This is a genomic window from Xanthomonas sp. NCPPB 3582 (genome assembly GCF_041475735.2).
Taxonomy (GTDB): Bacteria; Pseudomonadota; Gammaproteobacteria; order Xanthomonadales; family Xanthomonadaceae; genus Xanthomonas; species Xanthomonas codiaei.
Genome location: NZ_CM192968.1, coordinates 3,678,772 through 3,701,927, shown reverse-complemented (window position 1 = coordinate 3,701,927; position 23,156 = coordinate 3,678,772). Strand labels below are relative to the sequence as shown.

Sequence of the window (23,156 nt, the reverse complement as noted above, 5' to 3'; positions counted from 1 at the left end):
AGGCGCTAGCGTGGTGCGGATTTTTTGCCTACAGGGGAATGCCCAATGCGCCACGACGCGCAACCGCGCCAGCTCACCTTCCGCGCCGTCGTGCTGGCCATCGTGCTGGCGGTGGTGCTTTCGGCTGCCAACGCCTATCTCGGCCTGTTCGCCGGTTTGACCATCGCTACCGCCATTCCGGCGGCCGTGGTGTCGATGGGCGTGCTGCGCCTGCTCGGCGGCGGCACCATCCTGGAGAACAACATCGTCCAGACCGGCGCCTCGGCCGGGTCGTCGATCGCCGCCGGGGTGATCTTCACCATCCCGGCGCTGGTGATCATGGGCTACTGGCCGGACTTCAAGTACTGGTGGGTGCTGGGCATTGCCGGCATGGGCGGGCTGCTGGGCGTGCTGTTCTCGGTGCCGCTGCGGCGCTCGATGATCGTCGAAGACCCGCTGCCGTTCCCCGAGGGCAAGGCTGCGGCCGAGGTGCTCAAGGCCGGCGAAAATCCCGGCCCGGGCCTGAAGATCCTGGCGGTGTCCGGTGCCATCGGCGCGCTGGTCAAACTGGGCGCGGCCAGCGGCCTGCGCGTGATCCCCGATACCTGGGCACAGGCCACCTACCTGGGCAGCAGCCGGCTGGTGGGCTATATCGGCACCAACCTGTCGCCAGCGCTGCTGGGCGTGGGCTATATCGTCGGCCTCAATGTAGGCATCGTGGTGCTGTCCGGCTCGATCCTGTCCTGGCACATCGCCATTCCGCTCTACCAGCAGTTCTTCATGGGCAGCGATCCGGCACTGGCGCAGAGCCTGGCCGGTGCGCCGGCAGCCGATGCCGCGTTCGGCATCTGGGGCGCGAAGATCCGCTACCTGGGCGTGGGCGCGATGTTGATCGGGGGCGTGTGGACGCTGTTCTCGCTGCGCAAGTCGCTGTTGTCCGGCGTCAGGAGCGGCTTTGCCGCCGCGCGCAAGGGCGGTGGCGGCGTGGTGGCCGAGACCGAGCGCGACCTGCCGATGAAGTGGATGCTGGTGGCGCTGGTGCTGTGCACCTTGCCGCTGCTGGGCCTGTACCAGGCCATCGTGCAGCAGTGGCATGTATCGATCCCGATGACCATCATCATGATCGTGGCCGGCTTTTTGTTCGTGTCGGTGTCGGGGTATCTGGCGGGGCTGATCGGCTCGTCGAACAACCCGGTCTCCGGCATCACCATCTCCACCATCCTGTTCGCCTCGGCGGTGCTGGTGCTGCTGTTGGGCAAGAGCGGATTGGTGCCGGTGGGCATCGGCGCCGCGCCGCTGGGCGCGGTGGCCGCGATCATGATCGGCGCGGTGGTGTGCTGCGCGGCGGCGGTGGGCGGCGACAACCTGCAGGATCTCAAGGCCGGTTACCTGGTCGGTGCCACGCCGTGGAAGCAGCAGCTGATGCTGGGCATCGGTGCGTTTTCGTGCGCATTGATCATGGCGCCGGTGCTGAACCTGCTGGCCCAGGCCTACGGCATCGGCCCGGCCACGCCGCAGCATCCCAATTCGCTGGGCGCGCCGCAGGCCACCCTGATGGCCTCTGTGGCCAAGGGCCTGTTCGGTGGCCAGCTGCCGTGGAGCATGATCGCCATCGGTGCGGTGGTGGGGTCGGCCATCATCGCGCTGGACGAATGGTTGAAGGCCACCGGCAAACGTTTCCGCGTGCCGGTGTTGGCAGCGGCCATCGGTATCTACCTGCCGCTGGAGCTGATGGTGCCGATCTTCCTGGGGGGGCTGATCGCGCATCTGGTCGAGCGCTTCCACAACATCCGCGCCGACGATGAAGACGGCCGCGATCGCGTGCATCGCCCCGGCGTGCTGTTCGCGGCGGGCCTGATCACCGGCGAGGCGCTGATGGGTATCGCCATTGCCGTGCCGATCGTGCTGTCCAGCCGCGCCGATGTGCTGGCATTGCCGGAGACGCTGCAACTCAACCAGTGGTTCGGCCTGGCCATCCTGGCCCTGGTCGGCTGGCTGCTGTATCGCGTGGGCAAGCGCGGCGAAAAGGCGGCCTGAGCCTGCGTTGGAGATGGCGCATGCCGGTTGCATGCGCCATCTCGATGTGGCACCCCATGCAGGCGAATGGGCCGGGCATGGCGGCCTTTGCGCCGCTGCGATATCGATGTTTGCCGCAGCGTGGGTTGAACGCGCCATCACGCCACTTTGCGCCGGCTTTACGCCAGGCACCGCCGCTGCGGATAGCGACTTTATGCCCCTGCTCCGTATCGTGCCGTCTCTCGCACGCATGGTGCGCCAAGGGGGCTGCATGCTTCGACCGACCCGATGACACAACCCGACGCAGGCCGTCGTTGTCGCTAGTACCGCTTCGTTTGTCTATCGCGCATTCCCATCGCACACCGATGTGCGCGCGGCGATGCCGGCGACATGCACGACGCGATGCAACCCTGGCCTGCGCGTACGCCGTTTGCCCATCACGGCAGCGGCGCTGCCTTGCGCCGCGATACAGCTTATTTTCCTACTCATTCAACCCTGGCCGATCGTTCGATCTTCCAGCGGTTCACCCTGGATCACCGTCATGCAACTCTTCGCTTTACGCGCTTCCACCGCAACCTGCCGCCCATTGCTCGCCCTCGCTATCGCCGGCCTGCTGGGCAGTCTTGTCTTTCAGGCCCAGGCGCAGGACGCCACCGAGGCCGCGCTGTGCACCGACCGCCCGACCAAGGCCAATGCCACCTGCACGGTGCCAGCCGGCGCCTGGCAGCTGGAAACCGATATCGGCAACTACATCCGCGATACCCAGCCCGGCACGCGCACGGAAACGGCGTACTTCACCAATCCCACGCTCAAGGTCGGCATCAGCGAGCGTATCGATCTGCAGCTCAACTGGGCCCCGCAGCTGCAGGTCAAAAGCACCGATCGTGCAACCGGCGAGCGCAGCAGTCTGAGCGGCGGTGGCGACATCTATCTGCGCATGAAGGCGCGCTTCTACGAAAGCGATACCGCCACTGTCGCGGTACTGCCATTCGTCAAGGCGCCCACCGCGCGCACCGGCCTGGGCAATGACGAATGGGAAGGGGGCGTTGCATTGCCGATCAACTTCGCCTTGCCCAACAGCTTCTCGCTGACCTTCGGCCCGGAGCTGGACTGGCTGGCCGACAGCGATGGCAGCGGCAAGCACGTGGCGATCATCAACCTGATCAATCTGGCGCGGCCGCTGACGCCCCGATTCTCGATGGCGGTGGAGCTGTGGTCCTCGATCAATCGCGACCCTGCGCAGACCGTCGAACAGGCGTCGGCCGATATCGCGGCCACCTATCTGCTGAATCCGCTGCTGCAGCTGGACGCGGGCGCCAATTTCGGCCTCAACGACCGCACTCCCGACACCCAGATCTACGTGGGGCTGTCGCACCGGTTCTGAATCGCTCAGCGGCCCCTGCCGCATCGAGGCGGCAGGGTGCAGGCGATACGCCGCGTGCATGAGCGCAGGCCTTTGCACGTGCGCCGCAGCAACGCCTACCATCGACGTTTTGCCGTTGCAGGAATCGCCGATGAAGCTGCGTCACGCCGTATTGCCCCTGTGCCTGTTGGCCGCCTTGCCGCACCTCGCCGCCGCGCGCGGCTTCGATGTGCGCGACATGGTGGCGCTGGACCGGGTGTCCTCGCCCACGCTCAGCCCCGACGGCAGCATGGTCGTGTTCGCCAAACGCCAGGCCAAGACCGGCAATGGCAAGCCCGCCACCAGCCTGTGGGTGCGCAACCTGCGCACCCGCGATCTGGCGCCGCCCAAGCGGCTCACCCCGGACGGATGGAACGTCAACAGCCCGGCGTTGTCGCCCGACGGCAAGACCGTGTATTTCCTCGGCAGCAAGTCCGGCAGCCAGCAGCTGTACGCGCAGCCGCTGGCCGGCGGCACGCCGCAGCAGCTCACCGCCTTTGCGGTGGACGTGGACAGCTACAAGCTCTCGCCCGACGGCAAGCGCATCGCCTTCAGTGCCGGCGTGTTCCAGGACTGCGGTTCGGACCTGGGCTGCACCAAGAAGAAGTTGGGCGAGCGCAAGAACAGCAAGGCCAGCGGCGTGGTCTACGACCAGCTGTTCGTGCGCCATTGGGACACCTGGAACGATGGCCGCCGCAATACCTTGTTCGTGGCCGACCTGCCCGCCGCCGGCGCCAAGGCCGTGGCCGGGGCGTCGGCGATCAGCGCCACCCTGGCCGGCGACGCGCCGTCCAAGCCGTTCGGTGGCAACGACGACTACGCCTGGTCACCCGATGGCGCCAGCGTGGTGGCCAGCGTGCGCATCCCGCAGCCGCATGGCCCGGAAGCGGGCAGGAACGCCAAGGCCGGCGCCAAGCCCACCGGCAACGACGAATCCTGGCAGACCAACTTCGACCTGTACCGCCTGGATGCCAGCGGCAAGTCCGCTCCGGTCAATTTGACTGCGTCCAACCCGGCCTGGGACGCCGGCCCGGTGTTCAGCGCCGACGGCAGGACGCTGTACTACCGCGCCATGAAGCGCCCTGGCTTCGAGGCCGACCGCTTCGGCCTGATGGCGATGGACGTGGCCAGCGGCAAGACCCGCGAGATTGCGCCCAAGTGGGATCGCTCGGCCGGCGAGATCGTGCTGAGCGAAGACGGCACCAGCCTCTACACCAGTGCCGACGACCTCGGCGAGCATCCGCTGTTCAAGATCGATATCGCCAGCGGCGAGGTGACCAAGCTGGTGGGCGAGGGCAGCGTGCATGCGCCGACGCTGGCCGGCAGCACGCTGGCGTTTACCCGCAGCTCGCTCAAGAGCGGCGACCAGATCTTCGTCAGCGATGCGCAAGGCCAGGGGGTGCGTGCCATCACCCAGAGCGCTGCCGAGCAGCTGCCCGACGTGCAGTTCGGCGACTACGAGCAGTTCAAGTTCAAGGGCTGGAACAACGACACCGTGTATGGCTATGTGGTCAAGCCGTACAACTACCAGGAAGGCAAGACCTATCCGGTGGCGTTCCTGATCCACGGCGGCCCGCAGGGCAGCTTCGGCAATGGCTGGAGCAATCGCTGGAATCCGCAGACCTACGCTGGCCAGGGCTATGCAGTGGTGATGATCGACTTCCACGGCTCCACCGGTTACGGCCAGGAGTTCACCGATGCGATCAGCCAGCACTGGGGCGACCGCCCGCTGGAAGACCTGCAGAAGGGCTGGGCTGCCGCGCAGAAGCAGTACGACTTCCTCGACGGCGACAAGGCGTGTGCATTGGGCGCCAGCTATGGCGGCTACATGGTCTACTGGATGGCAGGCAACTGGAATCAACCGTGGAAGTGCCTGGTCGACCACGACGGCGTGTTCGACAACCGCACCATGGGCTACGCCACCGAGGAATTGTGGTTCAGCGAATGGGAGAACGGCGGCACGCCGTGGCAGAACCCGGCCAGCTACGAGAAGTTCAACCCGGTGCTGCACGTGGACAAGTGGAGGGTGCCGATGCTGGTGATCCACGGCCAGCAGGATTTCCGCATCCCGGTCGAGCAGGGCCTGGCCGCATTCACCGCGCTGCAGCGCAAGGGCATCGAATCCAAGTTCCTGTACTTCCCGGACGAGAACCACTGGGTGCTCAAGCCGGACAACAGCATCCTGTGGCACGACACCGTCAATGGCTGGTTGAAGCGGCATATCGGCCAGTAAGCTGTGTCATCCCGGCATGTCGCGCGGTGCGGCGTGCCGGGATGATGGTCGGCCGTTACGGGCAATGTGGATCGATCTGCAGCGACGTTCCAGCATGCTGTCCGCACCGCGCACCGCAATCTGGACCCCGGCGCGCCGGGGCCATTCCTGCGCTGCAATCGGCGCAGCGCTGCGTCATCATGGGAAGCGTGCAAACGCCGCGCCTGCTCCGCGCATGCCTTGCGCGCAGTGCAAGAAGATGAGTTCGCTTATTGGGTGCCGCCGACGCAATGGCAGCTGATCGGCCAGCGGCGTCATCTCCCGCACGTCATGTGGACGTGTCAAAATAGCGCTTCCTTAACTTCTCCAATCCCTGCCAGGATCGCAAGGATGTCGCGTATGCGCACGTTTGCCCGCCCCGCCATGTTGGCGCTCGCCTTGATGTTCAGCCCTGCCTGGAGCGCCGTACCGCGGCCTGCAGCGGCCGCGGCTGCACATACCCAGGTTGCCGCGCCACCTGTGGCCGGCTCGACCAACGATGCGGCCAACAGCGAGTTGCTGGTGCCGCTGCCGGCGTCGCTGAAGTCGGGCATGAGCTACCGCGCGTTCTCGCAGGCGATCGCCGAACAGGGCTGGCAGCCGGTCGACCCGCTGGCTGCCGACAGCTGCATGGCGGCTGGCGATTGCGAGATCGAATTCGTCGCAGCCACCGCCGGCGCGCGCCTGCGTGTGCAGGTGGGTTCGCAGGCTGGCGCGGCAGTCGTGCAGGGCTGGGCGGCGCGGCGCACGCCGGCCGATCGTATGGGTGCCACCAGTGCCTCGCTCGACAGCGCCAAGGCCGGCCCCGCTGCCGCCACGGCCACCGTGGCCGAAGACCCGCGCTGAGCGCCTGCAGGCCGCGCGGTCCGTGCGGCGTATCATCACGCACACGTTGATGGTGTTCGCAGGGAGTGCGGCGTCGCCGTCCGATTGCCGCGCCTTTCCTGGTCACGAGCCCACCGTCCTGCATGAAGAGCATCGATCCTGCCGATCTGGAAGCGTTGTTCGATGCCGTGCCGGACGTGCTGTTCTTCGTCAAGGATCGCGAGGGTCGCTACACCCACGTCAACCAGACCATGCTGCGGCGGCTGGGGCTGAAATCGCGCAAGGAGCTGATCGGCAAGCGCGTTGCCGAGGTCTACCCGAGCGGGCTGGGCGCCAACTACGCCAATCAGGACGAGCAGGTGCTGGCCGGCGAGGTGATCGACAACCTGCTGGAACTGCATCTGTTCGCCAACCGCGAGCCGGGCTGGTGCCTGACCTGCAAGCGTCCCCTGCTGGTGGAGGGCAAGGTGCAGGGCATCATCGGCATCTCGCGCGATCTTGGCCCTCAGGACGGGCACGAATCGCAGTACGAAAAGCTGCGGCTGGCGCTGGCCTACCTCAACGCCAACTACGCGCAGAACGTGCGCATGCAGGCGCTGGTGGAGATCACCGGGTTCTCGATGTCCAAGCTGCAGCGTTCGTTTCGCAAGGTCTTCCAGCTCACCCCGCAACAGGTGCTGGCCAAGTTGCGCCTGCAGATGGCCATGCATCTGCTGCATGGCGACAAGAGCCTGACCGAGATCGGCCACGCCTGCGGCTTCAGCGACCAGAGCGCATTTGCGCGGCAATTCAAGCTGGCAGTGGGCATGACCCCGCGCGAGTATCGTGCGCTGGCGAGTGCTGCACAGTTTCCTGCCGAACCGGCTTAGAGCGGCTAACAAAACGTAGCGAGCGGCCGTCAGGTGGGTGCGGACGGCGCGGAGGAACCGCAGTGTACGCGTGGTACATGCCGCACCGAGCACCGACCGCGCCCGCCTGGCGGCCGCGCAGTAGTTTTGCTGGTTGCTCTTAGTGCATTCGACAAGACGACTGCTCAGCTGCTGAATTGGTCGAGCACCGCTCCTCTGTAATGCTTGCGGGGAACTGCGTGAATCCATCGGGATTCCGGGTTGCATCCTTGTTCGGCAGATGCAGTCAAAAGCCTGCGGAGTCGAGCGTGCGGCGCCCCCACCGCTTGCGGGACACGCCGTGAATTCGTCCATGGAGGCTCGGTGGCGGCATCCATGCCGCCACACGGTCCCGCAAGCGGCGAGGACACCGCGCCAGGACGTTGGTCGGTCGCTTGGTAAAAAAGCCGGCAGTCTCGTGCGACGCGTTGGCGTGCTGGTCCGAGTCGCGGAGCGATACCTAGCCGATCAGACGTACGTCCGGCATGGCTTGCAGCCTTGGACACCGACTATCGCGATTGGTCCTTGCCCGCCCACCGTCGCGGGACCTTTGGCGGCATGGATGCCGCCAAAGAGCTTACATGGACGTACTTGCAGCGTGTCCCGTGATGGTGGGCGGGCAAGGGCCCTGCAGCCTGGTCGCAGATATCCGCTCCACAACCGATCTCTCCGCGCGCGATCCACGCAATCACTCCACGGCGAGCAAGATTTCCGAGTCATGGCGGCATATCGATAGCGCTCAAACGCTGAGCGCGTCGTGCGCGCTGTGTCCTCGCCAAAACGGGATACTGATAAGGAGCGAATGAAACGCAATGGGCGCGAAACGACATGACAGTCGGCCGCGCCCAAGTTTGCAGCACCTTTGCGGATGCGGTTACGCCAGCATGCGCACCTTCGGCTCGCGCGCCCACTGGCGGGTCTTGGCCGCGGCGATGAAGGCCTTGGTGTCGGCGGCCGGCACGATGCCTGCGTCCTTGCCGACATTGCCTGCCTTGAGCAGCAGCTGCGCGCCGTCGTCGAAGGCGATGGCTTTCAGATGCGCCCAGGCATTGCTGACGAAATCCAGTGCGGCCGATTCGTTGGTCAGCTGTTTCGCCGCTTCCGAGGACAACAGCACCGCCACCGCATCGAACACGATCGATGGCGTACCGGCCAGCTGTCCGTCGGCCGCCAGTTGCTTGCCATCGCTGAGCTTTGCACCGCCGAGCTTGGGCGCGACGATCTTGACCGTGGCACCTGCGGCCTCGGCCGCCTTGCGCACGGCCTTGATGGCGGCGGCATCGGAACCGTCGTGGATCAGGATGCCGACCGTGCGGCCCTGCAAGGTGTCCTTCATCTTGCCGATCAGCTGCAGGGCTGGCGACAACGGCATGTCGGTGGGCGCGACAGCGGCAGGTGGGGCAGGCGGCAGGCGGGTCATGCCCATGCCGTCGGCCACGCGCTTGGCCAGGCTTTCATCGATGTGTCGCAGGTGGCCGACGATGGCCTCACGCACGTGCGCGGTTTCCACCTTGGACAGCTCGAACACCAGGGCCGAAGCGATATGCGCCTGTTCCGGCGCTGTCTGGCTGCGGAAGAACAGCCGCGCCTGGCTGTAATGGTCGGCAAAGCTCTCCGCGCGCACGCGGCCCTTTGCGCCATTCTCGGCCGGCGTGGCGTGGCTGGGAAATCCACGCAGCGCCTCGCGCGGTGCATCGGCTTGCAACGAGCTCGGCTCGTAGGCCACCCGACCCTTCGGCACGCCCATCTGCATATGTCCATCACGCTGGTTGTTGGCGAATGGGCACTTGGGCGCGTTGATCGGGATCTGGTGGAAGTTCGGCCCGCCCAGGCGGCTCAGCTGTGTATCCAGATACGAGAACAGACGGCCTTGCAGCAACGGATCGTTGCTGAAGTCGATGCCGGGCACGATATTGGCCGGGCAGTACGCGACCTGCTCGGTTTCCGCAAAGAAATTGTCCGGCCAGCGGTCCAGCACCATGCGCCCGACGATTTGCAGCGGCACCAATTCTTCCGGGATGACCTTGGTGGAATCCAGATGATCGAACGGGAAGGCGTCGGCCTCCGCCTCGGTGAAGAGCTGCACACCCAATTCCCATTCCGGGAAGTCGCCGTTCTGGATGGCTTCGAACAGGTCGCGGCGCTGGAAGTCCGGGTCGGCGCCGGCGATCTTCACCGCCTCGTCCCAGATGGTGGATTGCAGGCCGAGCTTGGGCCGCCAATGGAATTTGACGAATGTGCTTTCGCCCTTCTCGTTGAGGAAGCGGAAGCTGTGGATGCCGAAGCCTTCGATCATGCGCAGCGAACGCGGAATGGTGCGGTCGCTCATTGCCCACATGATCATGTGCATGGATTCGGGCGACAGCGAAATGAAGTCCCAGAACGTGTCGTGCGCGCTGGCCGCCTGCGGGAAGCCGCGATCCGGTTCCATCTTCACCGCATGGATCAGGTCGGGGAACTTCATCGCGTCCTGGATGAAGAACACCGGGATGTTGTTGCCCACCAGATCCCAATTGCCTTCCTTGGTGTAGAACTTCACCGCAAAGCCGCGCACATCGCGCGGCGTATCTACCGAGCCCGCGCCGCCTGCCACTGTGGAAAAGCGCGTGAACAACGGCGTCTTCTCGCCCACCTCGGTAAAGATCTTGGCGGTGGTGTACTGGCTCAACGACTTGGTCAACTCGAAGTAGCCATGTGCGGCACTGCCGCGCGCATGCACGATGCGCTCGGGGATACGCTCGTGATCGAAATGGGTGATCTTCTCGCGCAGGATGAAATCTTCGAGCAGCGTCGGCCCGCGCGCAGTGGCGCGCAGCGAGTTCTCGTTGTCGCCAACGGGAATGCCCTGGTTGGTGGTCAGCTGCGGATGCGTACCGCCTGCTTTCTGGTGCAATTCGTCGCCGGTGCCGCGCACGTCGTGCGCAGCTGCGGAATTGCCGACAGCAGTCGGCTGTACGGATTTGGGGGACTTGGCCATGGGGACTCCACGTTGGCGGGCTTGAGAGGCGAGCTATTTCATCGAGCCTGGGAGTGCCGCCGTTAATTGCGCGTGTCTGCATGCGAACGAATACTCACGCGCGTGCACTTTGCAGCGGTGCAAAGCGTGCGCTACTGCACGTTGAAGGCATCACATGCCAGCGTGGCGCCGTCGCAACAGCTCCGAACATGATGCGGTCAACTGGCTTACAACAGGTCCAGCGCCTGTTTGCGGGTAGGAGGAGGAAATGCGCGATCAAGCTCTTCGAGATCCTGCGCCTGCAGATGCAGGCTGCAAGCCGCTGCATTTGCACGCACATGCTCGGGCGTGCCGGATTCCGGGATGGCAATCACCTTGCCGCTGCGGATTGCCCAGGCCAGTGCGATGGTGGTCGCGGCCACACCGCGCCGCTTGCCGATGGCGTGCAGCACCGGATGATCCAACAAGGCACGGCTTCCCAGTGGCGAATACGCCATCACGGTCACCGCCTGCTCCGCGCACCACGGCAACAGGTCGAATTCGATCCCACGACTGCCGGCGTGATACAGCACCTGGTTGACCAGGCAACGCGCTCCGCCATCGACGGCCCAGAGCTCCTCCATGTCGTCGACGTCGAAATTCGACACGCCCCAGTCGCGGATCTTGCCAGCGTCGCGCAGCGCTTCGAAGGCGTCCACCACCTCGGCCAAATCGCTGCCACCCCGCCAGTGCAACAGGTAGAGATCCAGGCTGCGCACGCCCAGCCGTTGCAGGCTGGCCTCGCAGGCCCGCGCGATACCGCGTGCGCTGGCGTTGCTCGGCAGCACCTTGGACACCAGGTACGGCGGCTGCGCGGTATCGATGGCCTGGCCGATCAATTGCTCGGAGCGGCCATTTCCATACATCTCGGCGGTATCGATCAGGCGCATGCCCAGCTGCTGGCCGGTCTGCAAGGCCTCGATCTCCTGCTGCGGCGGATGCCGGCCCTGCCCCAGATTCCAGGAACCCAGGCCCAGTGCCGGAGCCTGCCGCCCGTTGCGTAGTTGCACGGTGGGGCAGGGGGATGACGTGGCTGTGGTCATGGAACGCTCCTGTAACGGTGAATGCGATGCACAAATGACAGCCCGGATGAGACACAGACCAAACCGTGCGAACTCCCTGGCGGCACGGACAGGGTTGCCCATGGCGTGTTACGTGCGGCTGATCCTGATGCGAAGATCACGGCAGTGCCGGTGAGGGCGCGTCCGCGTCCGCGTGCGCATCCCAGAACGCACAGCGGTGACGCTGCACGAAATCCGCGGCCGGCCCGATTCCTTGCGGCGACAGCAGCAACGGGGTCTCGCCATCGAAGCGCGGCCACGGCGGACGAGCATCGCCATTCGGGTCGCCGGTACGCGCGAACGCACCCCAATAATCCTGCAGGGTTGTGGAAAACGCCTGCTGCGCGGCAGTGAATCGCGGGGTGCCGCTCAGCACCCACGGGCGCTGGAACAGGTACACCAGCTCGGAAGCGTGATACGCGCCCAGCGGCGGCGAGAACGGCAGGCGGAGCAGGCCGTAGGGCGCATGCGCATCATCGAATTCATATGCATACACCGGCGCCTGCGTACGCAATGCCTGTCCCAGCCGGCGGCTGGGGCAGGCGAAGCCGCTATCGGTGACGATGTCGGCATACGCATTCCAGCGCGACTGCGCGGCGATGTCCGCGTACTGCGCCATCACATGGCTGGAGTCGGGGTGCATGCGTTCCACGCGGGCGGCATAGCCGCTGCGCAGCGTGAGCCCGCCGACATAAGACAGCAGCTGCGCGAACAGCCGCCCTTCGTCGCGATTGGTGCCGATCATGACGGGCACCTGCATCTGTTGCGCGCTGGCGATGGCGGCAGCAGGCGGCACAGGCAGCACGTCGCCGCCGCTCATCGGTGCCCAGGCATCGCGGCCGGTCAGGCCACGCCGTTGCGGCCTGGCATCGGCGATGGCATCGGCCGGCAACGCGCGCAGGCACGTCGCCGCATCCGCACCGCCGGCGCATCCCAGCGTTTGCGCCATGCGCGTGCCGCCGGCTTCGGCTGCGTTGCGCGCGATGCTGGAATCGGCAGCCAGGCAGCTGCCGCTTTGCAGGATGGCACGTTGGAACAGGTCCCTCGCTCCTGGCGACACCAGCTGGTAACAGATGCTCCAGGCACCGGCCGATTCGCCGAACACGGTGACGTTGCGCGGATCGCCGCCAAAGGCGCCGATATTGCGCTGCACCCAGCGCAATGCCGCCTGCTGATCAAGCAGGGCATAGGCGCCTTCGCCTTCGCCACGCAGCGCCGGGTGCGCAAGGAACCCGAACACGCCCAGCCGGTAGTTGGGCGCCACCACGATCACATCCTGGCGTGCCGCCAATGCGCTCAGGTCGTAATCGACATTGCTGCCCAACTGCAGGGCGCCGCCGTAGATCCACACCATCACCGCGCGCGGATGCGCGGGCGCAGGGCCGGGTGGGGCATAGAGGTTGAGCGTGAGGCAGTCTTCGGAGACATGCTTCTGCCCGAAACGATAGCGCGGCAGGCAGGCCGGACCGGCCTGCGTGGCATCGCGCACCTGCGTCCACGCCGCCACCGGCTGCGGCGCGCGGAAGCGCAGCGCGCCCACCGGCGGCGCCGCAAACGGCACGCCCAAAAACGCCCGGCCCAGCGCACTGGCAACACCGCGCACCGGTCCGGCCTGTGTCTGTACCACGTCGGTACGCGCATCGGGTGCATGGACCAGTGCCGGCACTTCGCCGGGACGACGTGGTGCGCAGCTGGAGATGCTGCAAGCCATCAGCAGCAGGCAGCTCAGCGTGCACAGGCGTCTGGTCATATCGAGCTTGATCACTGCGCGCGCTCTCCTGTGTCGATGCCTGCCAGCATCGCAAGTGCATGCTGAGGGAGGAGTCAACGAGCGATGGCGCAGCGATGCATGTGAGCGCGATTCAATGCGTGGACGCGGGCCTGCGCCGCTGCCGATAGCGAAAGCACTTGTGCTATACGTCCGGCCTGGATGGCAGCGTATGCAGGGACGGTCGGCATGACACGGTTGAAGCAATTCCTCTCGTGGTCAGGGATCTGCGGGGTTTGCGCCCTGTTCGCCTTTCACCTGGCCTATTGGTGGGCCTTGAGCGGCCAGTTCGACTGTAGCGAAGGCGGCTGCGGAGTGCTGGCCGAGCTGGTGCTTTGGCCTATTCTGGCCATTGTCCTGGTAGGTGTGGCGGTGATGCTCGCGTGGGGCGTACGACGCCGGCGCGAACGTCGCCAGCGCTAGCGCCGTATGCGGCCTGACGATGGCTGCCATCACCGGCAACATGCTGGCTCCATGCTCGCCGTCGCACCCGGCCGCAACGGACACGGCCGGGTGTGACGACAGGACTGCAATGGCGCGGAGTTACGCCACCACATCGTCCTTGTACGCATCCACCGGGATGCACGCGCACATCACGTTCTTGTCGCCGTAGACATTGTCCACGCGTGCCACCGGCGGCCAGTACTTCTGCTGCTTGAGGCTGGGCAGCGGGAAGGCGGCCAGTTCGCGCGGGTAGGCGTGGGTCCACTCGCTGGCCGACACCTGGGTGGCAGTGTGCGGGGCGTGCTTGAGCGGGTTGTCCTCGCGGTCCAGGCGGCCGTCTTCGATGGCGCGGATCTCTTCGCGGATCTGGATCATCGCGTCGATGAAGCGGTCCAGTTCGTGCAGCGATTCGCTTTCGGTCGGTTCCACCATCAGCGTGCCGGCGACCGGGAAGCTCAGCGTCGGTGCGTGGAAGCCGAAGTCGATCAGCCGCTTGGCGATGTCTTCGGCGCCGATGCCGCTGGTCCTTTCCAGCGGGCGCACGTCGAGGATGCACTCGTGCGCGACCAGGCCATTGCGGCCGGTGTACAGCGTCTTGTAGTGCGGTGCCAGGCGCTTGGCGATGTAGTTGGCGTTGAGCAATGCCACTTGCGTGGCCTTGCGCAGACCGGCGCTGCCCATCATGGTCACGTACATCCAGCTGATCGGCAGGATCGAGGCCGAGCCGTAACTGGCAGCGCTGACCATGCCGACGTCGCCTTCGCCGCCGTTGAATCCGCTGCCATGGATGGCAGCTGTTTGATTCTCGCCGGCACGGACGCCGGCAATAGGAAGCGTCTTCGGGAGATACGGGGCCAGGTGCGATTTGACCGCACACGGGCCGACGCCCGGGCCGCCGCCGCCGTGCGGGATGCAGAAGGTCTTGTGCAGGTTCAGATGCGACACGTCCGAGCCCCATTTGCCCGGTTTGGCCACGCCGACCAGGGCATTCATGTTGGCGCCGTCGGTGTAGACCTGGCCGCCATGCGCATGCACCGCTTCGCAGATCGCCACCACGTCTTCTTCGAACACGCCGTGGGTGGACGGGTAGGTGATCATCAGTGCGGCCAGGCGATCGGAATACTTTTCCGCCTTGGCGCGTATGTCGTCCACGTCCACGTTGCCGTTGGCATCGCACTTGGTGACCACCACCGTCATGCCGCACATCTGCGCCGAGGCCGGGTTGGTGCCGTGCGCGGATTCGGGGATCAGGCAGATATCGCGATGCGCTTGCCCGCGGGCACGGTGATAGGCGCGGATCGCCAGCAGGCCGGCGTACTCGCCCTGCGCACCGGAATTGGGTTGCAGGCTCACCGCGTCATAGCCGGTGCACTCGACCAGCATCGCTTCCAGTTCATCGATCAGCTGCGCGTAGCCGGCCGACTGCTCGGCCGGGGCCAGCGGGTGGATCGCGCCGAATTCGGGCCAGGTCACCGGGATCATTTCGGCGGTGGCGTTGAGCTTCATGGTGCAGCTGCCCAGCGGGATCATGGTGCGATCCATCGCCAGATCCTTGTCGGCCAGCGAGCGCATGTAGCGCAGCAGTTCGTGCTCGCTGTGGTGGGTGTTGAACACCGGGTGGGTCAGGAACGCGCTGGTGCGCAGCAGGCCCTGCGGCAACGCATCGGCGGTGGTGGCATCGAGTGCGTCCACTTCTGCAGTGGCGCCGAACAACGCGGCCAGCGCGACCACGTCGGCACGCGTGGTGGTTTCGTCCAGGCTGATGCCCACTGCCTCGCTGTCGATGGCGCGCAGGTTGATGCCGGCCGCACGCGCACGCGCATGGATGGCCTCGGCATCGATCGCCTTGACGTGCAGGGTGTCGAAGAACTGCTCGCCCACGTCGACGCCGGCGCTGCGCAGGGCGGCAGCCAGGATCGCGGCCAGGCGATGGGTGCGTCGCGCGATGCGGGTCAGCCCATCGGGGCCGTGGTAGACCGCGTACATCGAGGCCATCACCGCCAGCAGCACCTGCGCGGTGCAGATGTTGGAGGTGGCCTTTTCGCGGCGGATATGCTGTTCGCGCGTCTGCAAGGTGAGGCGATACGCCGGGTTGCCGGCGGCATCGATCGACACGCCGATCAGCCGGCCGGGCATCGAGCGCTTGTAGGCATCGCGGCAGGCCATGAAGGCCGCATGCGGGCCGCCGAAACCGAACGGCACGCCAAAGCGCTGCGAATTGCCGACCACGATGTCCGCGCCCCATTCGCCCGGTGCGGCGATCAGGGTCAGTGCCAGCAGGTCGGTGGCCACGGCCACCAGGCCGCCTTGCGCGTGCACGGCATCGGCCAGCGCGGCGTGGTCGCCGATGTGACCGAAGCTGTCCGGATACTGCAGCAGCACGCCGAAGCACTCGGCCTGCAGCGCTTCTTCCGGGGTGCCGACGCGCAGCACGATGCCCAGCGGCTCGGCGCGGGTGCGCAGCAGTTCCAGCGTCTGCGGGTGCACGGCGTCGTGCACGAAGAAGGTGTCGGATCTGGACTTGGCCGAGCGCTTGGCCAGCGTCATCGCCTCGGCCGCGGCGGTGGCTTCGTCCAGCAGCGAGGCGTTGGCGATCTGCATGCCGGTCAGATCCGCGCACAGGGTCTGGAAGTTGATCAGCGCTTCCATGCGGCCCTGCGAAATTTCCGCCTGGTACGGCGTGTAGGCGGTGTACCAGGCCGGGTTTTCCAGGATGTTGCGCAGGATCACCTTCGGCGTGTGGGTGCCGTAATAGCCCTGGCCGATGAAGCTGCGCTGCACCTGGTTCTTGCGGGCGATGGCGCGGATCTTGGCCAGCGCCTCTTCTTCGGTGATCGCCTCGGGCAGCGCAAGTGCGGCCGGCGACTTGATGTTGCCCGGCACGATGGCATCGGTCATCGCATCCAGCGAAGCGTGGCCGACCACCTCCAGCATCTGCGCGATTTCTGTGTCGTTGGGGCCGATGTGGCGTTCGACGAACGCGCTGTGGTGTTCGAGGTCGCGCAGGGAAGACGGAGTGTGGGACATGGCGGGCATCCGGGGCAGAGGGCATGCGAAAGGTCGGAAGCACCGCGACCGGCATGACGCGCATGGGCGCGCCATCACCTGCCGCAGTGGCGGTCTTCCTCGCGCCCCTCTGTCCTTTTGCCTGAGAGTTTAGGAATGCGGCCTGGCGTAGTGCCTGCCTGCGTTCCGTGCCCCTTCGGCGCCGGCATCGGCCGGTCTCTCCAGAGTTGTGTTGAAGATGGTATCGGGCCTGAGCGATTACGGGCTGTTGCGCCTTCGGCAGCGGCAGTGCCGCTTCTCCCACCGTGTTGCCGGCCAATTATAGCGTGGCTGCGCGCCGTGGGGCGGGCCGGCAGGGGCGCCCCGGTGGGTGGCGCACTCGCGTTTGCTTAACCTTGGCAACGCAAGCGCCTATCATCGGCGTCCTTGTGCTCATCCCGGCACTGCGACAGGCAGGTGCCGGCGTGCGTCCCCCGATGCACCACGTTTCGGATCCCTGCATGACCCCCACCACGCCTTCCACCCGACGCATGGCGCTGCTGCTGGCCGGGCTGGCGATGTTCGGCCCGTTTTCCATCGACACCATCTTCCCGGCGTTCTCGCGGCTCAGTCGCAGCCTGGCGGTGGACCAGGTGGCGATCCAGCAAACGATCAGCGTCTATCTGCTGGCCTACGGGGCGATGAGCATCGCGCATGGGCCGCTGTCCGACGCCTGGGGCCGCAAGCGGGTGATCCTGGGCGGGCTGGTGCTGTTCATCGCCGGCTCGGTGGGCTGCGCGCTGTCGCAGGACCTGCCGACGCTGCTGGCGTTCCGCGCGCTGCAGGGCCTGTCGGCGGGCGTGGGTATGATCGTGGGACGGGCGGTGATCCGCGACCTGTTCCATGGCCCGGATGCGCAGCGGCTGATGAGCCAGGTGTCGATGATCTTCGGCATTGCGCCGGCCATCGCGCCCATCATCGGCGGCTGGATCCTGCTCAGCGGCGCTGGCTGGCCGCTGATCTTCTGGTTCCTGGTGGCATTCGGGCTGGTGCTGCTGGTGGCCACCCTGGTCTGGCTGCCGGAAACCCACCCGGTGCAGGCGCGTACCCCGCTGCAGTTCAAGCGCCTGCTGCAGGACTACGTGCGGATCGGCTTCAACCCGCGTTTCCAGCGGCTGGCTGCGGCCGGGGCGTTCAATTTCGCCGGCATCTTCCTGTACATCGCCTCGGCCCCGGTGCTGATCATGCAGCACCTGGGTCTGGGCGAGGGCGACTTCGCCTGGCTGTTCATCCCCACCATCGGCGGCATGACGCTGGGCTCGTTCCTGTCCGGGCGCATGGCCGGGCGCATGCAGCCGGTGCGGCAGATCCGCATCGGCTTCATCTGTTGCGGCGTGGCTGCGCTGGCCAACCTGGGCTACACCATGACCGTGGCGCAGATCGCCCTGCCATGGGCGGTGCTGCCGATCTTCCTGGCCGGCGTGGGCATGGCGTTGATCTTCCCGATCCTGGCGCTGGCGGTGCTGGACATGTACCCGCACCAGCGCGGCCTGGCGTCCTCGCTGCAGGCCTTCACCCAGCTGATGACCAATACGCTGGTGGCCGGGGTACTGTCGCCGCTGCTGAGTGAACACCCGCGGCATCTGGCGATCGGCATGACCGGTTTTTTCTTGCTGGGCTGGCTATTCTGGCGCTGGGAGCGCCGCAGCGGCCGCCGCCTGCGTCACCGCCAGGCGACCGAGGCGGTCCCACTGGAACCGGCCGACCACCTTTGACCCGACAGGAGCCTGCATGTCCACCGATTCCAAGTTGCGCCGCGATGCCCGCAAACGCGCCGCCGAGCGCCAGCGCAACCAGGCCGCCGCCAATCCCGCGCCGGTCTCTCCGATCGAGCCGCACGCCGAACTGCGCGACCAGCAACGCACCCTGCTGGCCGGCATCGTCCGCCGCGATGGCGAATGGGTACTGGGCATGGACGGCCGCATCGCCGGCGAGAGCACCAGCGCCGCACAGGTGCTGGCCTTGATCATGCGTGCGGCCGAACTGCACGAACGCCAGGGCACGCCGGTGCGGCTGACCTATTCGGACGCGCTCAAGGACGCCGCGCATGCCGAAGCCCAGGCCGACGGCATGGAGTTCGAGCAATTCAAGACCAGATTGAGCGAGCGCTTGCAGGGGGGCGCCAAGCTCAATTGAGCCACTCTCGCCGCCTGCCGTCGCGGGCGCGTCGAGGTGCGCGGCGGTTGGGGCCGATCACCGGCTTGCTGCACCTGCCGCCAGGGCGAGCGACAGGGGGGCTCAGGTCTGGCGCCCGGAGATGTGTCGCGCGACATCATCGGCCAGCCAGCCGCCGATGATGTCGCCAGCGCACGCGGCCAACACAGTGGTTGGCCGCAGCTGCGATCGAACTCTTCCGATCCGGGACGTCAGTGCGACGACCTGGCGCGCTGTCTCAGCGTGCCGGTGCCTGTCGTTGCGTTTCCTGCTGTGTCTGCTGTGACTGTGCAACGGCATCGCGCTCCAAGCCGGGGGCCAGCGCCTGCAGGCGCTGCAGGCTGGCTTCCAGTGGCGCTTCCTGCACGGCCTTTGCATCGAAACTGCCGCGCAGGTGGGCTGGCGAGTCGAGCGCTCCCTGCACCACGAAACCACGCGCGGGATCGTTGCCGAGCAGCACGTGATCCACGCGTTGCAAGCCATTTTCGCGTGCGGCCACCACCGACCCCAGGGCCAGGCGTTCGCCATCCATTCCGGCCGCGGGGCCGGGCGCCGCTTGCAGGCGCTCCACTGCCGCGGTGCATTGCTGCAGCAGGGCGTGATCCGGGTGCGCTGCATCGCGCGGGTCCGCAAGCGCCGGGGCGGCATCTGCCGGTCGCGGCAGTACGGTGGCATCGACACGCTGCAGCTGGCCGTCGTAGCTCCCGTCCGCGCCGTCGGCGATGTGCTGCAGCCGTTCGGCAAACGCATAAGGCGATCCACCCAGGTTGCGGGCCATCGCGATCGCGAACTGCTCGGGCGACTGCGCCGGGGCATCGCGGTCGCCGACCAGCGAGGTCAGCGCGCTGCCGCCGATCCTGCTGGCGTTGGCGCTGGCGCGGGTCTGCTCCAGCAACGCCTGCATCTGCACCTCGCTGAACTCCAGCGTGGTCTTCTGGCCCGGCGCAATCGCGCCGTCACCCGTCATCTCGCCGCTCAACACGCTGTTGAGGGTCTGCGCGATCGCCTTTTCCTCGCTGGCCTCGTTGCGTCCGCCCAGGCGCTGCAGCAGGCCCGGCGCGGCCACGTCGCCATCGATCTCGAAACGGTAGCTGCGCTGCTCCGTGCGCTCGGCATCGTTGCCGTCGTACTGGCGCACGATCGTCAGCGGCACGTTGTCGCCATAGCGCAGCTGTTGCACCACGGTATAGCCATCCTGGCCCGGCGTGCTGATGCGCACCTGGCTGCCTTCGTTGCGGTTGCCGGCGACATCGGCGCTGAGTGGGCCCAGTTCCAGCTGCAGACGCTGCTGCGAGCTGAAATTGACCCGCTCCAGCGTCTGCATTTCATCGACGCCGGGCACGCCCGGGGCAATCCTGCCCTCACGCACGAACGCGTCCATCGCCGCGCGTGCACGCGGATCGGCCAGGTCGAACTGCGCGCTGTTGACCTGCGACTGTCCCAGGGAGTCGGCGCGCCCGAGCAGGGCCTGCGCCGGCCCCGCCTTGACGCCAAGCGCATTCACCGCCTCGATGGCCGCGTTCGGCCCGGTCACCACGCGCACGTGGCGCTCGTCGACGCGCTCGATCATGTAGCTGCGGCCGCTGGCTTCGGTGATCTCGCTCTGCGTGCTCAGCGAGCGCAGGCTCGCCGAGGATTCGCGCTGCACGAACGTCTGGGTGTCCATCACCGCGCGTGCGCCAATAGGAAGGCTCTCCGGCTGCAGTGGATTGACCTGCCTGGCGGCCTCCAGCGGTTGATCGACCCCGGGCAGCGTCAGGACGTAGCGCATGCGCTGCCCGGCACTGGCGCCGGCCTCGACGCTCAGCTTGCTGTCGCCGAGCCTGGATTGCAGGCTTTGTTGCTGGCCGGTCTGCGCGTCGGCCTCAAGGCTGAAGGTGGTGGTCTTTGCGTCGGCATCGCTGACAATGCCTGCGCTCAGCGAGCCGCCGTGACGCAGGCTGGTTGCGCCCAGCGGCTGCGTCGGATTGCCAATGCTCTGCTCGCTGGTCTGCGAATATTTGGCCGACTGCTCTGCCGGGGTGACCGAGACGGTGCCGCTTCCCACCGTCGCGGCGTATTCGCTGTTGGAGCTGCTGTAGGTCGGGTCGAACGCGCGATCGTTCGCATCGTCGATGAACTGCGTGTTGCGATCTGCATCGCGCGCGTCAGGGCCGGTGGAGGCGTTGCTCATGGGATGCTTCCTGCATGCTGCGCCTGTGCAGCGGGCGCGCAGTATATCGCCGGGCTTTCAGGCGGTTATCAAAGGAATGTTATGCGGCAACCGGATGTCGCGGCTGCCGCATGCCGCAGCCAGAGCGGCGCGTCAGCGCGGCGCTGCAGGTGCAGGCGCGTTGCTCGCGCCAGCAGGCGCCAGCGCCGGCTGCCACCCGCACATCTGCCCCTGATTCTGCTGCTTGAGCCATTCGTTCATCGGCGCGAAGTACTCCAGCATCGGACCGGCATCGAGCGTGTCGCTGCCGGTGAGTTCCTTCAGCGTGGTCTGCCATGGCTGGCTGGAGCCGCGTTGCAGCATCGACCAGAATTTCTGCCCGGCGTCCTTGTTGCCGTAGAAGCTGCACTCGTACAGCGGGCCCTGGTGGCCGGCCGCCTGGCACAGGCCCTTGTAGAACTGGAACTGCAGGATGTGCGCAAGGAAATACCGCGTGTAGGGCGTATTGCCAGGCACATGGTATTTGGCGCCGGGATCGAAGAATTCCTCGCCGCGCGCGCTGGCCGGCGCCACGCCCTGGTATCTGGCTTTGAGTTCCCACCAGGCCTGGTTGTAGCGCTCCGGCGTGATCGAGCCATCGAACACGCCCCAGCGCCAGCGGTCGATCATCAAACCGAACGGCAGGAACGCCACCTTGCTCAAGGCCATGCGCATCTGCGAGTTGATCAGCGCTTCGCGGCCGGCCTGCTGCTCGCCCACCATGCCGATCGACTGCAGATACTTCGGCGTCATCGCCAGCACGATGGTGTCGCCGATCGCTTCGTGGAAGCCGTCGTTGGCGCCGTTCTGGAACAGCGGCGGCAACGGGTTGTAGGCCAGGTCGTAATAGATATGGCCGAGCTCGTGGTAGATGGTGGTGAAGTCTTCCTCGGTGGGCTTGATGCACATCTTGGTGCGCACGTCCGCGCCGCTGTTCTGGCCCGGTTCGCCACCCATGTTCATGTCCCAGGCGCTGGCGTGGCAGACCACGTCGCGGTCCAGCGGCTTGATGAACTGCGAGCGCTTCCAATAGGTTTCCGGCAGCTTGGGCATGCCCAGCGAGGTGTAGAACTCCTGCGCGCGCTCGGTCATCTGTTTGGCGGTGCGCAGCTGCGCCTCGCGCTCGGCGTTGAAGCGTGCGGCGCTACCGCCATCGCCCCCGGTGTTGCGCGCCAGCACCGCGCTCAGATTGCCCTGGTACTGTTTTTCCAGGGCGGAGGTGATGTCCAGGTCGCCGGCACCGGGATAGGGCTGCAACAGGTCCCACAGGTTGCTCCAGTCTTGCTGCCACATATTGCCCATCAGGTGCGCAGGCAACAGCCCGCCGGGCAGCTCGCCCTTGTCCTTGCCGTACTGGGTATCCAGCTTGCCGCGCGCGTAGCACTGCAGCTGCGCGTACAGCGGTTTGACCTGTTCCCACAATCGATCCGTTTCGCTCGCCAGTTGCGCCGGCGGCATGTCGTAGCCGCTGCGCCACATCAGCCCGACATCGGCAAAGCCCAGGCCGCGTGCGCCTTCGTTGGCCAGCTCGACGAAGCGCTGGTAGTCCTTGCGCATCGGCTGCGCGGTGGCATGCCAGCCCTGCCAGGCATCGAGTTGCTCGTTGTAGTCGCGGCTGCTTGCCAGCACCTGTTCCAGCTCGCCGAGCTGGCGGCAACGGCGTTGTTCGCCATCGCCCACGCAGTAAGTGCCGGCGCCGTAGTCGCCTTCCATCTTGGCCGCGATACGGGTGAGTTCGGCCAGTTTGGCGGCATCGCGCGGCGCGGGCAGGGCGCTCATCAGCTTGAGCAGTTGCAGGGCGCGTGCGCTGTCGGCCGACATCGGCGTGCCGGCGTACTGCTTGGATTGTTCGATCCAGCGATCCAGCTGTGCCAGCGAACGCTCGTTGGCCTTGGCCGCCAGCAACTGCGAATCGCTGTTGATGTAGGTCGAGGACAGCCACTGCGCGGCGGTGACCTCCGGATACGCCGCCTTGTACTCGGCATTGATGCGCGCAACGAAGGCGTCGGCGCTTTCGGCGGGCGCGGGCTTGGTCGCGGTGGGGGGGCTTGGCGGTGCCGCATCCCGACGGCAGGCCGACAGCGATACGGCGCCGGCGGCGACAGCCAGTGCCAGCAACAGCAGACGAGGATTCACGG

The 23,156-nt window shown here is 66.4% G+C and carries 14 protein-coding genes, 1 other RNA gene and 1 riboswitch; of the genes, 8 read left to right on the top strand and 7 right to left on the bottom strand.

Going from position 1 to position 23,156, the window contains the following annotated elements:
- Nucleotides 1–45 precede the first annotated feature (45 nt).
- From ACCQ05_RS15585 to ACCQ05_RS15565, 5 genes are all read left to right on the top strand, one after another.
- Entirely contained in the window at nucleotides 46–2,016 is a 1,971-nt protein-coding gene (locus ACCQ05_RS15585; RefSeq protein WP_372391363.1) for an OPT family oligopeptide transporter, read from the top strand.
- A gap of 520 nt (nucleotides 2,017–2,536) precedes the next feature.
- Nucleotides 2,537–3,379: a transporter gene (locus tag ACCQ05_RS15580; RefSeq protein WP_372391361.1), complete on the top strand. Its 843-nt coding sequence runs from the start codon at nucleotides 2,537–2,539 to the stop codon at nucleotides 3,377–3,379.
- 109 nt (nucleotides 3,380–3,488) lie between these two features.
- Nucleotides 3,489–5,630 carry a prolyl oligopeptidase family serine peptidase gene (locus ACCQ05_RS15575; protein WP_372391358.1) on the top strand — a complete coding sequence of 714 codons (2,142 nt, stop codon included), beginning with the start codon at nucleotides 3,489–3,491 and terminating at the stop codon, nucleotides 5,628–5,630.
- A 378-nt stretch (nucleotides 5,631–6,008) separates the two neighbouring features.
- Nucleotides 6,009–6,494 carry a hypothetical protein gene (locus ACCQ05_RS15570; RefSeq protein WP_372391355.1) on the top strand — a complete coding sequence of 162 codons (486 nt, stop codon included), beginning with the start codon at nucleotides 6,009–6,011 and terminating at the stop codon, nucleotides 6,492–6,494.
- Between the two features lie 122 nt (nucleotides 6,495–6,616).
- Nucleotides 6,617–7,342, top strand: coding sequence for a PAS domain-containing protein (locus ACCQ05_RS15565; protein WP_372391353.1), 726 nt, complete (start codon nucleotides 6,617–6,619; stop codon nucleotides 7,340–7,342).
- 3 nt (nucleotides 7,343–7,345) lie between these two features.
- Here the strand turns inward: ACCQ05_RS15565 and ACCQ05_RS15560 are convergent.
- The 4 genes from ACCQ05_RS15560 to ACCQ05_RS15545 form a co-directional block, all read right to left on the bottom strand.
- Nucleotides 7,346–7,421, bottom strand: a non-coding RNA gene (locus tag ACCQ05_RS15560) — sX9 sRNA.
- Between the two features lie 813 nt (nucleotides 7,422–8,234).
- Nucleotides 8,235–10,337 (bottom strand): catalase, encoded by a 2,103-nt coding sequence (locus tag ACCQ05_RS15555; protein ID WP_372391347.1) that lies wholly within the window; start codon nucleotides 10,335–10,337, stop codon nucleotides 8,235–8,237.
- Between the two features lie 206 nt (nucleotides 10,338–10,543).
- Entirely contained in the window at nucleotides 10,544–11,398 is an 855-nt protein-coding gene (locus tag ACCQ05_RS15550; RefSeq protein ID WP_372391344.1) for an aldo/keto reductase, read from the bottom strand.
- Nucleotides 11,399–11,534: 136 nt separating this feature from the next.
- Nucleotides 11,535–13,127, bottom strand: coding sequence for a carboxylesterase/lipase family protein (locus ACCQ05_RS15545; RefSeq protein WP_372394120.1), 1,593 nt, complete (start codon nucleotides 13,125–13,127; stop codon nucleotides 11,535–11,537).
- Between the two features lie 246 nt (nucleotides 13,128–13,373).
- Here ACCQ05_RS15545 and ACCQ05_RS15540 point away from each other — a divergent pair, with 246 nt between their 5' ends.
- Nucleotides 13,374–13,607 (top strand): hypothetical protein, encoded by a 234-nt coding sequence (locus tag ACCQ05_RS15540; protein WP_372391342.1) that lies wholly within the window; start codon nucleotides 13,374–13,376, stop codon nucleotides 13,605–13,607.
- Nucleotides 13,608–13,727: 120 nt separating this feature from the next.
- Here the strand turns inward: ACCQ05_RS15540 and gcvP are convergent, their stop codons facing one another.
- Entirely contained in the window at nucleotides 13,728–16,655 is a 2,928-nt protein-coding gene (gene gcvP / locus ACCQ05_RS15535; RefSeq protein WP_372391340.1) for an aminomethyl-transferring glycine dehydrogenase, read from the bottom strand.
- Between the two features lie 99 nt (nucleotides 16,656–16,754).
- A riboswitch (glycine riboswitch) is annotated at nucleotides 16,755–16,869 on the bottom strand.
- Between the two features lie 265 nt (nucleotides 16,870–17,134).
- Between gcvP and ACCQ05_RS15530 the strand changes: the two genes are divergently transcribed.
- Together ACCQ05_RS15530 and ACCQ05_RS15525 are read left to right on the top strand one after the other, a co-directional pair.
- The gene (locus ACCQ05_RS15530) at nucleotides 17,135–18,388 is read left to right on the top strand and encodes a multidrug effflux MFS transporter (protein ID WP_372391338.1); all 1,254 of its coding nucleotides are present in this window, start codon (nucleotides 17,135–17,137) and stop codon (nucleotides 18,386–18,388) included.
- A gap of 16 nt (nucleotides 18,389–18,404) precedes the next feature.
- Entirely contained in the window at nucleotides 18,405–18,809 is a 405-nt protein-coding gene (locus tag ACCQ05_RS15525) for a hypothetical protein (RefSeq protein WP_228961546.1), read from the top strand.
- Nucleotides 18,810–19,065: 256 nt separating this feature from the next.
- Here the strand turns inward: ACCQ05_RS15525 and ACCQ05_RS15520 are convergent, their stop codons facing one another.
- Nucleotides 19,066–21,000 carry an XVIPCD domain-containing protein gene (locus tag ACCQ05_RS15520; RefSeq protein WP_372391336.1) on the bottom strand — a complete coding sequence of 645 codons (1,935 nt, stop codon included), beginning with the start codon at nucleotides 20,998–21,000 and terminating at the stop codon, nucleotides 19,066–19,068.
- 132 nt (nucleotides 21,001–21,132) lie between these two features.
- Nucleotides 21,133–23,154 (bottom strand): M2 family metallopeptidase, encoded by a 2,022-nt coding sequence (locus ACCQ05_RS15515; protein ID WP_372391334.1) that lies wholly within the window; start codon nucleotides 23,152–23,154, stop codon nucleotides 21,133–21,135.
- Between the last annotated feature and the right edge of the window lie 2 nt (nucleotides 23,155–23,156).